Origin of the sequence: Streptomyces sclerotialus (assembly GCF_040907265.1) — a bacterium.
Taxonomy (GTDB): Bacteria; Actinomycetota; Actinomycetes; order Streptomycetales; family Streptomycetaceae; genus Streptomyces; species Streptomyces sclerotialus.
In genome coordinates, this window is sequence record NZ_JBFOHP010000002.1 from 3,263,635 (window position 1) to 3,277,459 (window position 13,825).

The 13,825-nt window shown below is 69.7% G+C and carries 14 protein-coding genes, 1 tRNA gene and 1 riboswitch; of the genes, 6 read left to right on the plus strand and 9 right to left on the minus strand.

Annotated features, from left to right (window positions below; all coding sequences use genetic code 11):
• Positions 1-50: 50 nt before the first annotated feature.
• Positions 51-884, minus strand: a complete 834-nt coding sequence (locus tag AAC944_RS14470; RefSeq protein WP_368397189.1) for an ABC transporter permease — start codon at positions 882-884, stop codon at positions 51-53.
• A 294-nt stretch (positions 885-1,178) separates the two neighbouring features.
• On the opposite strand from AAC944_RS14470, the gene AAC944_RS14475 reads away from it, so the two are divergent.
• Positions 1,179-3,476 (plus strand): transglycosylase domain-containing protein, encoded by a 2,298-nt coding sequence (locus AAC944_RS14475; protein ID WP_030614311.1) that lies wholly within the window; start codon positions 1,179-1,181, stop codon positions 3,474-3,476.
• Positions 3,477-3,510: 34 nt separating this feature from the next.
• Here the strand turns inward: AAC944_RS14475 and AAC944_RS14480 are convergent, their stop codons facing one another.
• The 3 genes from AAC944_RS14480 to AAC944_RS14490 form a co-directional block, all read right to left on the minus strand.
• Positions 3,511-3,831 carry a DMT family transporter gene (locus AAC944_RS14480; RefSeq protein WP_030614313.1) on the minus strand — a complete coding sequence of 107 codons (321 nt, stop codon included), beginning with the start codon at positions 3,829-3,831 and terminating at the stop codon, positions 3,511-3,513.
• A gap of 52 nt (positions 3,832-3,883) precedes the next feature.
• Positions 3,884-3,949, minus strand: a riboswitch (guanidine-III (ykkC-III) riboswitch).
• Positions 3,950-4,023: 74 nt separating this feature from the next.
• The gene (locus AAC944_RS14485; protein ID WP_051871743.1) at positions 4,024-4,326 is read right to left on the minus strand and encodes a GroES family chaperonin; all 303 of its coding nucleotides are present in this window, start codon (positions 4,324-4,326) and stop codon (positions 4,024-4,026) included.
• Between the two features lie 116 nt (positions 4,327-4,442).
• Positions 4,443-4,763 (minus strand): DUF3618 domain-containing protein, encoded by a 321-nt coding sequence (locus AAC944_RS14490; RefSeq protein ID WP_030614320.1) that lies wholly within the window; start codon positions 4,761-4,763, stop codon positions 4,443-4,445.
• A 261-nt stretch (positions 4,764-5,024) separates the two neighbouring features.
• Here AAC944_RS14490 and bcp point away from each other — a divergent pair, with 261 nt between their 5' ends.
• The 3 genes from bcp to AAC944_RS14510 all read left to right on the plus strand — a co-directional run bounded on the left by bcp (position 5,025) and on the right by AAC944_RS14510 (position 7,882).
• Positions 5,025-5,492 carry a thioredoxin-dependent thiol peroxidase gene (gene bcp, locus AAC944_RS14495; protein ID WP_030614323.1) on the plus strand — a complete coding sequence of 156 codons (468 nt, stop codon included), beginning with the start codon at positions 5,025-5,027 and terminating at the stop codon, positions 5,490-5,492.
• A gap of 303 nt (positions 5,493-5,795) precedes the next feature.
• A complete protein-coding gene (locus tag AAC944_RS14500; RefSeq protein ID WP_030614325.1) occupies positions 5,796-7,334 on the plus strand; it encodes an MFS transporter in 1,539 nt (512 codons plus the stop codon).
• A gap of 465 nt (positions 7,335-7,799) precedes the next feature.
• Positions 7,800-7,882, plus strand: a tRNA-Leu gene (locus tag AAC944_RS14510).
• Positions 7,883-7,963: 81 nt separating this feature from the next.
• Here AAC944_RS14510 and AAC944_RS14515 read toward each other — a convergent pair.
• The 5 genes from AAC944_RS14515 to AAC944_RS14535 all read right to left on the minus strand — a co-directional run bounded on the left by AAC944_RS14515 (position 7,964) and on the right by AAC944_RS14535 (position 10,766).
• Positions 7,964-8,572, minus strand: coding sequence for an XTP/dITP diphosphatase (locus AAC944_RS14515; protein ID WP_030614329.1), 609 nt, complete (start codon positions 8,570-8,572; stop codon positions 7,964-7,966).
• 152 nt (positions 8,573-8,724) lie between these two features.
• Complete coding sequence (locus tag AAC944_RS14520) at positions 8,725-9,174, minus strand: hypothetical protein (protein WP_368397190.1); 450 nt, start codon at positions 9,172-9,174, stop codon at positions 8,725-8,727.
• 92 nt (positions 9,175-9,266) lie between these two features.
• On the minus strand, positions 9,267-9,428 hold the full coding sequence (locus AAC944_RS14525; protein WP_107054140.1) for an SCO1431 family membrane protein: 162 nt from the start codon (positions 9,426-9,428) through the stop codon (positions 9,267-9,269).
• Positions 9,429-9,679: 251 nt separating this feature from the next.
• A complete protein-coding gene (rph, locus tag AAC944_RS14530) occupies positions 9,680-10,411 on the minus strand; it encodes a ribonuclease PH (RefSeq protein WP_030614335.1) in 732 nt (243 codons plus the stop codon).
• A gap of 121 nt (positions 10,412-10,532) precedes the next feature.
• Positions 10,533-10,766 (minus strand): PTS sugar transporter subunit IIB, encoded by a 234-nt coding sequence (locus AAC944_RS14535; RefSeq protein ID WP_030250235.1) that lies wholly within the window; start codon positions 10,764-10,766, stop codon positions 10,533-10,535.
• A gap of 227 nt (positions 10,767-10,993) precedes the next feature.
• Here AAC944_RS14535 and AAC944_RS14540 point away from each other — a divergent pair, with 227 nt between their 5' ends.
• A complete protein-coding gene (locus AAC944_RS14540; protein ID WP_030614338.1) occupies positions 10,994-12,304 on the plus strand; it encodes a PTS transporter subunit EIIC in 1,311 nt (436 codons plus the stop codon).
• Between the two features lie 198 nt (positions 12,305-12,502).
• Entirely contained in the window at positions 12,503-13,756 is a 1,254-nt protein-coding gene (locus tag AAC944_RS14545) for a PTS transporter subunit EIIC (RefSeq protein ID WP_030614342.1), read from the plus strand.
• Positions 13,757-13,825 lie beyond the last annotated feature (69 nt).

A 13,825-nucleotide genomic window follows, 5' to 3' on the forward strand; every position in this document is an offset into this window, starting at 1 on the left:
GCAGGTACGCCCGTACGCCGTGCCGCACCGGCGCGGCCCGCCCGAAGGACTCAGCCACCCTGCACCACCACCTTCCGGGTGGCCGCCGACTGCACCAGCCGGCCCACCGCCAGCAGCACCGCCGCCCAGCCCGCCTGGAAGCCCAGCGCCCCCAGCACGGCGGCGCCTTCGTACCGCCCCAGCAGGACATCGGCCGGCACCTGGAGCATCGAGGCCCACGGCAGCAGCCGTACGACCTCGCCGAAGCCCTCCGGGAAGGCGCGCAGCGGCAGCAGCATCCCGGAGAAGAACGTCGCGGCCAGGCCGCCGAGCACCGCCGTCCCGGAGCTGTCCAGCAGCCAGAACGCGGTGAGCGCGACGAGGTAGCGCAGCGCGAAGCCGACCGTCACCGCGAGCACGGCGGACACCAGGAAGGCGGCCCACGGCAGCGGCGCGGCGGGCAGCGCGAGGTCGAAGGCCAGCGCGCCGACCGCCATGGGCAGCACCCCGCGGCCGAGCAGCTGGCAGGCGGCCCGGCCCAGGTCGCTCGCCAGCCACCACAGTTGGAGGTCGGCGGGGCGGTACAGGTCCACCGCGATGTCGCCGTTGCGGATGCGTTCCTGCAGCTCGTCGATGCCGCCGTTGACACCCAGCGGTACCGTCGCCAGCAGCGCCTGGCCGAGCCATACGAAGGTCAGCGCCTGCGCCTGGTCGTACCCGCCCAGATGCGGGCGCTCGTCCCACAGGGCCAGGTAGGCGTAGGTGAGGATGAAGCCGAAGACGGTGTTGGTGAACACCCCGGCGGCGGTGGCGGTGCGGTAGGTGACGTACCGCCGGAAGCCGCCCCGGGCCACGGCAGCGTACAGCGCGACGCCACCGCCGCACCGGAGAAGTACCCCGCTCACGCTCCCGCCCCCCGTGTCGTGACGCCAAAGCAACGGACCTTAGCCCCGCCGATGAAGGAGGCGCCACGCGTTTATCACTCGTTCCGGTGAGGGAGGGAACCCGTTCGGCCGGTCACAGACCGGTCACATGTGCGTGCCACCCTCTTGGGTCGTCCCGCATGATGCGAGAGTTTCTTGTCGGGCGACACTTTTCGGAAGACACGACCTTTTTCCGGCATAGGGCGCATTTCGCCCGCTACGACACCGATCCGCCGCGGCACAACCATCGGCGGCGGCCGAGGAGTCACTACAGACATGAACGACGATTCGCAGCAGGACGGCCAGGGAAGTAACGGTTCCGCCGAGGCCGCACCGGGCGCCGCCCCGAGCCCCGGCAAGAAGGGCCGCCCCCGCCGCACGGGCTGGCGCCGCTTCCTGCCCACCTGGCGCATGACCCTCGGCGGCATCCTGGTGATCCTGCTGATCATCGTCGGCGGCTTCCTCGCCGGTTACCTCCTCGTCGGCATCCCGCCCGCCAACAAGGCGGCCAAGGCCCAGAGCAACGTCTTCCTCTTCTCCGACGGCACCCAGCTCGCCCGCGACGGCGAGGTCAACCGCGAGAACGTCAAGCTCAGCCAGGTCCCCAAGGACGTCCAGCACGCCGTACTCGCCGCCGAGGACCGCAACTTCTACAGCGAGTCCGCGGTCAACCCCGTCGCCATGCTGCGCGCCGCCTGGAACACCGTCATCGGCAAGGGCAAGCAGTCCGGCTCCACCATCACCCAGCAGTACGTCAAGAACTACTACCTCGGCCAGGAACAGACGATCACCCGCAAGGCCAAGGAGTTCTTCATCGCCATCAAGCTGGACCGCGAGGTGAGCAAGGACGAGATCCTGGAGGGCTACCTCAACACCAGCTACTACGGCCGCAACGCCTACGGCATCCAGGCCGCGGCCCAGGCGTACTACAACAAGGACGTCAAGGACCTCAACGCCGCCCAGGGCGCCTACCTCGCCACCCTCCTCAACGCCCCCAGCCAGTACGACATCGTCGTCCACCCCGAGAACCGGCAGCGCGCCGAGGCCCGCTGGAACTACGTCATGGACGGCATGGTCAAGAAGGGCTGGCTCAGCGGCTCCCAGCGCGCCGCCACCAAGTTCGACCCGCCCGGCGAGGCCAAGACCCCCAGCGGCCTCTCCGGCCGCCGCGGCTACTTCGTCAACGCCATCAAGGACTACCTCCGCGACAACGACATCCTCGACGAGGACGACCTCAAGGGCGGCGGCTACCGCATCACCACCACCATCGACAAGAAGAAGCAGCTGGCCCTCGAAAAGGCCGTCGACGACCAGGTGATGGACCAGCTCGACAAGAAGAACCGCGACGCCGACAAGAACGTCCGGGCCGGCGGCGCCTCCATCGACCCCGCCACCGGCAAGGTCGTCGCCATGTACGGCGGCATCGACTACGCCCAGCAGTTCGTCAACGGCGCCACCCGCGCCGACTACCAGGTCGGCTCCACCTTCAAGCCCTTCGTCTTCGCCTCCGCCGTCGCCAACCACGCGACCACCCAGGACGGGCAGACGATCACCCCGCAGACCGTCTACGACGGCACCAACAAGCGGATGACCGTCAGCGACGGACAGCCCACCGGCTTCGCCCCCGCCAACGAGGACGACCGCTCCTACGGCCAGATCACCGTCTCCGAGGCCACCGACAAGTCCGTCAACGCCGTCTACGCCCAGATGGGCATCGACGTCGGCCCCGACAAGGTCCGGGAGACCGCCGTCGACCTCGGCATCCCGCGCACCACCCCCGGGCTCGCCGAGTCCCAGGGCGCCATCTCGCTCGGCACCGCCACCCCCAGCGTCCTGGAGATGACCAGCGCCTACGGCACCCTCGCCAACCACGGCAAGCGCGTCCCGTACACCTTCCTCCAGAAGATCACCAAGAACGGCGAGAACGTCACCCTGCCCGACCGGGCCGAGCGGACCGCGATGCCCCGCGAGGCCGCCGACACCACCACCTCCATCCTGCGCAGCGTCGTCGAGAGCCCCGGCGGCACCGGCGCCGCGGCACAGGCCGCGGGCCGCCCCGCCGCCGGCAAGACCGGCACCGCCGAGGAGGACAAGGCCGCCTGGTTCGCCGGGTACACCCCCGACCTCGCCACCGTCATCGCCGTCTTCGGCCAGGACCCCAAGACCGCGACCCAGGAACCGCTCTACGGCGCCGGCGGCCTGGCCCGCATCAACGGCGGCGGCTGGCCCGCCCAGATCTGGGCCGACTACACAGCGGCCGCGCTCGACGGCAAGCCCGCCGAGGACTTCGACCTGGAGCTGGAGAGCGGCGCCGACCAGCCGGCGCCCACGGCCACCGCACCGCCCACCACTCCGGGCGGCGAGACCGGGGCGCCCAGCACCCCGTCGCAGACCGCGCCGCCCGTCACGCCCCCGGCCACCACGGCGCCGCCGACCACCGTCGAACCGCCGGAGCCCACCTTCCCGACCGGGCCGCCGCCCACCACGGCCCCCACCGAGGACTTCCCCACGGTCGAGCCGGGCGGCGGCGGCCCCGGCGGAGCACCGGGAACCCCGCCGGGACAGCAGTACTAGCCGACACCGCGAGGCGGCCTCCGGGCAGCGGGCATCAGTGCCCGGAGGTCGCCTTCAGGCCCACGACGGCCACCAGCAGCAGACAGATGAAGAAGATCCGGGCCGCGGTCGCCGGCTCACCCAGCACCACCATGCCCACGACCGCCGCACCGGCGGCGCCTATGCCCACCCACACGCCGTACGCCGTACCGATCGGCAGGGTCTTCGCGGCGTACGACAGCAGGGCCATGCTCGCGACGATGCCCGCGCCCGTGAACAGGCTCGGCCACAGCCGGGTGAACCCCTCGGTGAACTTCATCCCGATCGACCAGCCGACCTCCAGCAGACCGGCGACGAGCAGCAGGATCCATGCCATGACGGCACCTCCGTGACAAGCACGCACACGCCCGCGCGTGTGCATCTACAGGGGTGCGTCGTCTTGTCATGACCCGGTACGGCGCGTCTCGTCGGGATGCCCCCGACCTTAGCAAGCCATGCCGAAACGGGCGGTGACACCGGTCACCGCCCGTTCGCGCGTACTGGTCAGGGCCTTACCGGAGAGAGGGACTCACAGGTACAGCCCGGTGGAGTCCTCGGCGCCTTCCAGGCGCTCCGCCGCCACCGCGTGCAGGTCGCGCTCGCGCATCAGCACGTAGGCGACACCGCGCACCTCCACCTCGGCGCGGTCCTCCGGGTCGTACAGCACCCGGTCCCCCGGCTCGACGGTACGGACGTTCTGCCCCACCGCCACGACCTCCGCCCACGCCAGCCGGCGGCCCACCGCGGCCGTCGCGGGGATGACGATGCCACCGGTCGAGCGCCGCTCGCCCTCGGTCGTATCGGTACGGACGAGCACCCGGTCGTGCAGCATCCGGATCGGCAGCTTGTCGTGGGTGTCCTGAGTGTTGTTCGGGCTCACGGCAAGACCGTACCTGTATCCGCCCCCGGACCGGACCCCGGCCCGGCAGTACGGACCCGGCAATCCCCCTACGACCGCCGCTTGCGCGCGCTCATCGCCAGCAGCCCCACCAGGCCGACCGCGACCAGCGCCACCGGCACGATCCGCTCCATCCGCGGCGCGCCGTCCTCCGACACCAGCTGCGAGCGGACGTCGGAGACCGCCCGGTTGGCGACCACGTACGCCCGCCCGGCCGTACGGTCCACGGCCGCCGCCGCCTTCGCCTTCGCGTCGCCGACGATCGTCCTGGGGTGCAGCCGCACGCCGATCTCGTCGAGCGTCACGGCGAGCTCCTGCCGCCGGCGGACGATGTCCGCCTCGATCTGCGCAGGGGTCCTGGCATCCGACACCGCGCTGCCTCCGTCGTTTCGGCCGGTGAGTACACGTTCTCGATGGTTCCTGACGGACAGTCTGTCAGCTTGCTCTCCGTACCGCTCCACGGCACCCCCGTTCAGCGGGCCCACGCGGCGTACAAAGAGGCGAACCGGCCGACGGCGCGCGGGGCTGTCGGCGGACGTCAGTAACCTCGGGGCGGAACACACGACCACCGAGGTCGGCACGGTCACCGGCCCATGGCCGGCACGGTCACCGACCCACCCCTGAGGAGAGCCATGAGCGAGCGATTGCAGCCCGGCGACACCGCCCCCGCCTTCACCCTCCCCGACGCGGACGGCAAGCAGGTCTCGCTCGCCGACCACAAGGGCCGCAAGGTCATCGTCTACTTCTACCCCGCGGCCCTCACCCCCGGCTGCACGAAGCAGGCCTGCGACTTCACCGACAACCTCGACTTCCTGGCCGGCCACGGCTACGACGTCATCGGCATCTCCCCCGACAAGCCGGAGAAGCTCGCGAAGTTCCGCGAGAAGGAGGAGCTGAAGGTCACCCTCCTCGGCGACCCCGACAAGTCCGTCCTGGAAGCCTACGGCGCCTTCGGCGAGAAGAAGCTCTACGGCAAGGTCGTCACGGGCGTCATCCGCTCCACCGTCATCGTCGACGAGGAGGGCAAGGTCGAGCGTGCCCTCTACAACGTCAAGGCCACCGGCCACGTCGCCAAGATCATCAAGGACCTGGGCCTGTAACCGCTGACCGCCGGCCAGGCCCGCGAGGCCCCGAACCGGCACCGAGCGGCCTCCCGCCCGGGCAGTCGTCCCGGCGGAGGCCGCTCGGCAGCACCCCCGGGTTCCCCTCCACGCGCCTTGCACACCCACTCCCGCACCACGGGCACAACCACGTCACACCCGCCCTAAACGGCCCACACCGAGTGACGAATATCGCCTTCTGCCGCCAAAGTGGTTTGACCGGCTCCGTAACCGCGCAGACGCCCCTTTCGAAACGAGCCCACCGCGCAGTGCGCGGACCGACCGAGCGAGAGGACCGCACTCGTGACGACCGGCAGTACCGATGCCACGTCCGGGACCGAACTGGACCCCGAGGCGGTCCGGCGCCACCGCACGCTCTTCCGCGCCATCAACCGTCGCAAGAACCCCAAGCTCCGCCGCACCGACATCACGATCACCGACGAACGGGTCGTCAAGCGCGCCGTGAAGGCCGCCGCCGTCGGTAATGCGATGGAGTGGTTCGACTTCGGCATCTACAGCTACCTCGCCGTCACGATCGGCCACGTCTTCTTCCCCAGCGGCAGCGACACCGCGAGCCTGCTGTCCTCGTTCGCGACGTTCGCGGTGGCCTTCCTCGTACGGCCCATCGGCGGCGCCTACTTCGGCCCCCTCGGCGACCGCATCGGCCGCAAGAAGGTCCTCGCCCTCACCATGATCATGATGGCCGTGGGCACCTTCTGCATCGGCCTGATCCCCTCGTACGCCACCATCGGCTTCTGGGCACCGGTCCTGCTCATCCTCTTCCGCCTGGTCCAGGGCTTCTCCACCGGCGGTGAGTACGGCGGCGCCTCCACCTTCATCGCCGAGTACGCCCCCGACAAGAAGCGCGGCTTCTTCGGCAGCTTCCTGGAGATGGGCACCCTCGCCGGCTACACCGGCGCCGCCGGCCTCGTCCTGATCCTCAACACCTGGCTCGGCTCCGACACCATGGAGAGCTGGGGCTGGCGCCTCCCCTTCCTGGTCGCCGGGCCCCTCGGCCTCGTCGGTCTCTACCTGCGGATGAAGCTCGACGAGACCCCCGCCTTCCAGAAGCTGGAAGCCAGCCAGACGCACTCCGCGACGGGCTCGCCCGCCGAGGAGGAGACCGAGTTCTCCCACCTCTCCGAGAACCAGCCCAAGAAGAAGCTCGGCGAGATCTTCTCCCAGCAGTGGCCCGCCCTCATCCTCTGCATCGGCCTGGTCGGCGCGTACAACATCACCGACTACATGCTGCTGTCGTACATGCCGACGTACCTGACCGACACGCTCCACTACAAGGAGTCGCACGGCCTGCTGGTACTCCTCGGCACCATGGTCGTCCTGATGCTGATCATCACCTCCGTCGGCCGCCTCAACGACCGCTTCGGCCGCAAGCCGCTGCTCATGGCCGGCATGCTCGGCTTCTTCGTCCTCTCCATCCCCTCCTTCCTGCTGGTGGGGACCGGCGACCTGCTGCTCATCTGCGCCGGCATGCTGCTGATGGGCCTCTCCCTGGTCTGCCTCCTCGGCACGATGTCGGCAGCCCTCCCGGCCCTCTTCCCGACCAACGTCCGGTACGGCTCCCTCTCCATCGGCTACAACCTCTCCACGTCCCTCTTCGGCGGCACCACCCCCCTGGTCATCGAGGCCCTGATGGCCGGCTTCCACGGCAACCAGATGATCCCGGCGTACTACGCCATGGGTGCCGCGCTGATCGGCGTCATCGCCGTCCTCTGCATGAAGGAAACCGCCCAGCAGCCCCTCGAAGGCTCCCCGCCCTCGGTAGCCACCCACGAAGAGGCCGTGGAAATCGTCACGGCCCAGAGCCCGGACCCGCGGTTCTGACGCCTCTTCCCCGCTCCCCGAATCCCCCGATCACCCGATCGGGGGATTCTTCATTTCTGCCGACCGCCCTGCGTGACTGCGCCGCGGTGCATCCCGTTGTTCCGTTCGACACCAGAACAATCGGCCGCCACGTCTGACGGCCGCACGGGGGGAGGAACCATGCCTGCCGGCCCCTACACCCACGACACGTCGCACTTCAGCGCGACCGGACGTACGGAGCGCGGCCCGCGTCGACGGCGCCCCCTCGAAGACCTCCTCGCGGAACAGGTCCCGGCCAACGCCCGCCGTACACCTCCCGACCGGCTGGAGGGCGGGACAACCGCCTGGAGAATCTGCGCCTCCTCTGCCCAACTGCCATGCGGTCACCCATACCTGGTGCAGGGGAGGTGCTCGGCGCCGGACCGGACAGTGACCTAGGTGGTGACATCACCGTCAGCCGCCAGCCGGTACCATGGCTGGCGGCTGGCGGCGGTGGCGCAACGGCGACGCAGCAGACTTAGGATCTGTGGCCCGTGAAGGGCTTGAGGGTTCGAATCCCTTCCGCCGCACTGGTTTTACTTACCTAAGCCAGGCCCCCGACCTCCGTATCAGCGGAGGCCGGGGGCCTTCGTCGTTGAGTGGAGACGGGCTCAGCCCAGCAGTTCCCGGACCACCGGGGCGAGGGCGCGGAAGGCCTTGCCCCGGTGGGAGATGGCGTTCTTCTCGTCTGCCGTCAGTTCGGCGCAGGTGCGGGTGTCGCCCTCGACCTGGAGGATCGGGTCGTAGCCGAAGCCGCCGGAGCCGGCGGGGGCGCGGCGGAGGGTGCCTTCGAGCTTGCCCTCGACGACGCGCTCCGTGCCGTCCGGGAGGGCGAGGGCCGCGGCGCAGGCGAAGTGGGCCGCGCGGTGCTCGTCGGCGATGTCGGAGAGCTGGGCGAGGAGCAGGTCCAGGTTGGCCTGGTCGTCGCCGTGCCGGCCGGCCCAGCGGGCGGAGAAGATGCCGGGCGCGCCGCCCAGTACGTCCACGCAGAGGCCGGAGTCGTCGGCGACGGCGGGGTGGCCGGTGGCCTGCGCGAGCGCGTGGGCCTTGAGGAGGGCGTTCTCGGCGAACGTGACACCGGTCTCCTTGACGTCGGGGACCTCGGGGTACGCGTCGGCGCCGACCAGATCGATGTCGAGGTCGGCCGCGGTGAGGATGGCGCGGAGTTCGGTGATTTTGCCGGCGTTGCGGGTGGCGAGGATCAGGCGCTGGTGCTTCATGGTGAGCGATTATCCCGGCCACCCGTGGCCGGGACGCCCGGCGGGGCGGGCGACACCCGGGGCCCGCTCGGGCGGCCGCGCGTACGAGGTGGGTGTGGGTTCCCGGACGCACCTCGTACGCGCCTCACTCACCCGGGCGGGCAGCCCACGGCTCAGCCCGGGGTGCAGATCTTGGTCAGCTCCGAGGCGGCGGCTTCGATGGGCGCGGTGTCGGGGGTCTTGCCCTGGTCCAGGGCCTGCTGGGCGTCCTTGACGCCGCGGGAGAGGTCGTCGACGGCCTTGCCGATATCGGCGTTGTCGCTCGTGTCGCCGAGCTCGTCGAGGTTCTTGTCGATCTTGTCGAGGGCCTGCTGGGCCTCCGCGGGGTTCTCGGCGCCGCCGGAGAAGGCCTGCTGGAGCTCGTCGACGTTCTTTCCGACGGTGGCGGCGGTCTGGGCGCAGTCCAGGGCCGTCTCCACGGCCCCGCAGCCGGAGAGCACGGGAACGGCCAGGGTGATGGCCGCCACGGCCGAGGCGGCGGTCACGGCCGTACGGCGGGCGGGCCGCACGGCGGGGCCGGAACCGGGGGTTCGGCGGCGGCGGGCGAAGCGGTACGCGGACATGGACGGGGCCCTCCCTTGGCAATGAACAGGTAAAGGAAGGAACGCTCGGGGCCCGGTTTTGGTTGCCGACGCCGCCGGATCGAGACGAAAGGTCAGGTAAGTCCGGTGATGAGGCCGGTCTGGGTCAGGAACATGGCCAGGACCACCACGAGGGTCCAGCCGACGAGGTGTTCCATCCAGGGCTTGTCGTCCTTGGGGCCGCCGGTGCGGGCGGCAGGCGCGTCGAGGGCGGCGGCAGCGGCTTCAGCAGACATGACGTGGCGTTCCTCGTCGTGGGGAGCTGGGGACGGGCACCCCGCAGCGGTACGGGGAGATACGGGGCGCATGTCCCACCTTGCGCCTGCGCTGCAGCCATTCCTAGAGATGCAGATCCCACGAGGGGAACGTCACAGATCACCGGGAGGGGCGGGGACGAGGAGGTGCCGCCCCGCGCCCGGCCCCGGCGGCCCACCGCCCCGGTGGTCCGCCGCCCCGGTGGTCCGCCGCCCCGGTGACCCGGTACGCCTCAGAGCGTCTGGGCCAGTGCCTCGCGCTGGGCCTTGTCCAGGTCCGTGCAGCCGGCGACGGCGAGGTCGAGGAGGGCGTTGAGCTCGTCGCGGGCGAAGGGCTCGGCCTCGGCGGTGCCCTGGACCTCGACGAAGCGGCCGTCGCCGGTGCAGACGACGTTCATGTCGGTCTCGGCGCGGACGTCCTCCTCGTAGCAGAGGTCGAGGAGCGGGGTGCCGTCGACGATGCCGACGGAGACGGCGGAGACCGTGCCGGTCAGCGGCTTGCGGCCGGCCTTGATGAGCTTCTTGCCCTGGGCCCAGGTGACGGCGTCGGCGAGCGCCACGTACGCGCCGGTGATGGCGGCGGTACGGGTGCCGCCGTCGGCCTGGAGGACGTCGCAGTCCAGGACGATGGTGTTCTCGCCGAGGGCCTTGTAGTCGATGACGGCGCGCAGCGAGCGGCCGATGAGGCGGGAGATCTCGTGGGTGCGGCCGCCGATCTTGCCGCGGACGGACTCGCGGTCGCCGCGGGTGTTGGTGGAGCGCGGGAGCATGGAGTACTCGGCGGTGACCCAGCCTTCGCCGCTGCCCTTGCGCCAGCGGGGTACGCCTTCGGTGACGGAGGCGGTGCAGAAGACCTTGGTGTCGCCGAAGGAGATGAGGACGGAGCCCTCGGCGTGCTTGCTCCATCCGCGTTCGATGGTGACGGGGCGGAGCTGTTGGGGGGTGCGGCCGTCGATACGAGACATGAGGTCGACCCTATCGGGAATGCCGGAGGCCCCGTTCCGGTGCGTGGGCACGTGCGGAAGGGGCCTCGGCGGGAGCGCGGCGCGAGCCGTAAGGCTCAGCGGCGGGAGCCGTGGGCTCGGCTCACATCATGTCTTCGATGTCGGCGGCGATGGGGTCGGCGTCGGTGCCGATGACGACCTGGATCGCGGTGCCCATCTTCACGACGCCGTGGGCGCCGGCGGCCTTGAGGGCGGCCTCGTCGACGAGGGAGGGGTCGACGACCTCGGTGCGGAGGCGGGTGATGCAGCCTTCGACCTCTTCGATGTTGTCGAGGCCACCGAGCCCGGCGACGATCTTCTCAGCCTTGCTGGCCATGTCCACTCCTGCTTGTCTCGGCCGTCGGCGGTTGTGCCGAAGGATTTCACACGGTAACGCACGTTCAGCCCTGTTGGACGGGCGTTCGTCCGCTGCCTGGCGAATGATGGCGACCACCCGGTGGCGCGTCAGGAGAGGTCCCGTAGCGCCACTACGAATGGTCTACACCACCAGTATGCGGCAAGCAGTAGCCGGCCGTCGCGGGGCCGGCGGCCGGGAGGTTGCGGATGAGTTCGGACGCGGCGGCGGTGCCGAAGCGGAAGTGGGGCGGCGGGCTGTTCCAGGGCCTGCAGAAGATGGGGCGCAGCCTGCAGCTGCCGATCGCGGTGCTGCCGGCGGCGGGCATCCTGAACCGGCTGGGGCAGCCGGACGTCTTCGGCGCGGACGGGCTGGGCTGGGAGGACGTGGCGAAGGTGTTCATGGGCGCGGGCAGCGCGCTGCTGGACTCCTCGCTCGGGCTGCCGATGCTGTTCTGTGTCGGCGTCGCGATCGGCATGGCGAAGAAGGCGGACGGATCGACGGCGCTGGCGGCGGTGGCGGGCTTCCTCGTGTACTACTTCGTGCTGCACCAGTTCCCGGAGGACTGCGCGGGCGGCACGACGTTCGTGAGCGGCGGGCCGCTGGGCGGCGCGTGCGTGGCGAAGGACGGTACGGGGGCGCCGGCGACGTACCAGAATCCGGGGGTGTTCGGCGGCATCGTGATCGGGCTGCTGTCGGCGTGGTTCTGGCAGCGGTACCACCGTACGAAGCTGGTGGACTGGCTGGGCTTCTTCAACGGCCGCCGGCTGGTGCCGATCATCATGTCGTTCGTGGCGCTGGCCTTCGCGGTGGTCTGCCTGTTCGTGTGGCCGCCGATCGGTGACGCGCTGACGAGTTTCAGCAGGTGGATGGTGGACCTGGGCGCGACGGGTTCCGGGATCTTCGGTGTGGCCAACCGTGCGCTGCTGGTCATCGGCATGCACCAGTTCCTGAATACGTTCATGTGGTTCCAGTTCGGTGACTTCACCAAGCCGGACGGGACGGTGGTGCACGGTGACATCAACCGGTTCCTGGCGGGTGATCCGAGTGCGGGCCAGTTCACGTCCGGGTTTTTCCCGATCATGATGTTCGCGCTGCCGGCGGCGGCGCTGGCGATCACGCATTGCGCGAAGCGGCACCGGCGCAAGGAGATCGCGGGAATGATGCTGTCGGTCGGCCTGACGTCGTTCGTCACGGGGATCACGGAACCGATCGAGTACTCGTTCCTGTTCGTGGCCCCGGTGCTGTACGCGCTGCACGCGGTGCTGACGGGTGTGTCGATGGCGGTGACCTGGGCGCTGGGGGTGCACGACGGGTTCAGTTTCTCGGCGGGCCTGATCGACTACGTCATCAACTGGGGGCTGGCGACCAAGCCGTGGCTGATCATTCCGATCGGCCTGTGTTTCGCTGTGGTCTATTACGCGGTCTTCCGCTTCGTGATCACCAAGTTCGATCTGGCGACGCCGGGCCGTGAACCGGAGGACGTGGGCGAGTCGATGGAGCAGCAGAACGTGAAGTAGGGACTGCCCTGCGTGGTCGGTGTCCGGCTCCGGAACAATGGATTCCGGAGCCGTTCCGCGTGGCGCCGTAACGATCAGGAAGAACGGATTCCTTTATCTGGTGACGACATGCTAAGTATGGTCTAAACCACTCAGTGGTGTAGACCATACTAGCGGGCCGCCCCTTTCCCCCGGGCCCGCCTCACCAGGAGGAATCCGATGAGTACGGCCACCGCCGACAAGGCGGCTCCCGCGAAGAAGCGGGGCTCCGGCCTGTTCCAGGGCCTGCAGAAGATCGGCCGCAGCCTCCAGCTGCCGATCGCCGTCCTGCCCGCAGCGGGCATCCTCAACCGGCTCGGCCAGCCCGACGTCTTCGGTGACAAGGGCCTGAACTGGATGGCCGTGTCGAAGGTCTTCGCCGCGGCCGGCGGCGCGGTCTTCGACAACCTGCCGCTGCTGTTCTGCATAGGCGTGGCCATCGGCTTCGCGAAGAAGGCCGACGGCTCCACGGCACTGGCCGCCCTGGTCGGCTTCCTGGTCTACAGCAACGTCCTCAAGGCCTTCCCCGTCGAGGAGGGCCACATCGAGAAGGGCAAGTGGGTCGAGCCGGTCGTCAACAACCCCGGCGTGCTCGGCGGCATCGTCATGGGCCTGCTCGCCGCGGTCCTGTGGCAGCGCTTCCACCGTACGAAGCTGGTGGACTGGCTCGGCTTCTTCAACGGCCGCCGGCTGGTACCGATCATCATGGCCTTCGTCGGCACCGCGGTCGGCGTGCTCTTCCTGCTGGTCTGGGAGCCGGTCGGCAACGCGATCTCGGCCTTCGGCGAGTGGATGACCGGCCTCGGCGCCGTCGGCGCCGGCCTCTTCGGACTGATCAACCGTGCGCTGATCCCGATCGGCATGCACCAGTTCGTGAACACCGTGTCGTGGTTCCAGCTCGGCGACTTCACCGACGCGGCCGGTAAGGTCGTGCACGGCGACATCAACCGCTTCTTCGCGGGCGACCCGACCGCCGGCCAGTTCACCTCCGGCTTCTTCCCCATCATGATGTTCGGCCTGCCGGCCGCCGCGCTGGCCATGGCGCACGCCGCCCGTCCGGAGCGCCGCAAGGTGGTCCTGGGCATGATGGTCTCGCTCGGTCTGACCTCGTTCGTCACCGGCATCACCGAGCCGATCGAGTTCGCGTTCATGTTCATCGCACCGGTGCTGTACGCGGTGCACGCCGTGCTGACCGCCATTTCGATGGCCATCACCTGGGCGTTCGGCGTGCACGCCGGCTTCACCTTCTCGGCCGGCTTCATCGACTACGCGCTGAACTGGCACCTCGCCACCAAGCCCTGGCTGATCATCCCGATCGGCCTGGTCTTCGCGGCGATCTACTACGTCGTGTTCCGGTTCGTCATCCAGAAGTTCAACCTCGCCACCCCGGGCCGCGAGCCCGAGGAGGAGGTCGAGGACCTCACGAAGGCGTGAGCCGCAGGGCGTGAGCCCGCACCTCTCATGGAGGAGGCCCCGGTCTCATGAAGAAGGCCCCGGAACCGT

Coding starts and splice junctions, on each gene's coding strand:
- bcp (WP_030614323.1), top strand. CDS start 5,025: ATGAGCGAGCGATTGCAGCCCGGCGACACCGCCCCCGCCTTCACCCTC.
- AAC944_RS14520 (WP_368397190.1), bottom strand. CDS start 9,174: ATGTCCGCGTACCGCTTCGCCCGCCGCCGCCGAACCCCCGGTTCCGGC.
- AAC944_RS14540 (WP_030614338.1), top strand. CDS start 10,994: ATGAGTTCGGACGCGGCGGCGGTGCCGAAGCGGAAGTGGGGCGGCGGG.
- rph (WP_030614335.1), bottom strand. CDS start 10,411: ATGTCTCGTATCGACGGCCGCACCCCCCAACAGCTCCGCCCCGTCACC.
- AAC944_RS14545 (WP_030614342.1), top strand. CDS start 12,503: ATGAGTACGGCCACCGCCGACAAGGCGGCTCCCGCGAAGAAGCGGGGC.
- AAC944_RS14515 (WP_030614329.1), bottom strand. CDS start 8,572: ATGAAGCACCAGCGCCTGATCCTCGCCACCCGCAACGCCGGCAAAATC.
- AAC944_RS14525 (WP_107054140.1), bottom strand. CDS start 9,428: ATGTCTGCTGAAGCCGCTGCCGCCGCCCTCGACGCGCCTGCCGCCCGC.
- AAC944_RS14475 (WP_030614311.1), top strand. CDS start 1,179: ATGAACGACGATTCGCAGCAGGACGGCCAGGGAAGTAACGGTTCCGCC.
- AAC944_RS14535 (WP_030250235.1), bottom strand. CDS start 10,766: ATGGCCAGCAAGGCTGAGAAGATCGTCGCCGGGCTCGGTGGCCTCGAC.
- AAC944_RS14480 (WP_030614313.1), bottom strand. CDS start 3,831: ATGGCATGGATCCTGCTGCTCGTCGCCGGTCTGCTGGAGGTCGGCTGG.
- AAC944_RS14485 (WP_051871743.1), bottom strand. CDS start 4,326: ATGCTGCACGACCGGGTGCTCGTCCGTACCGATACGACCGAGGGCGAG.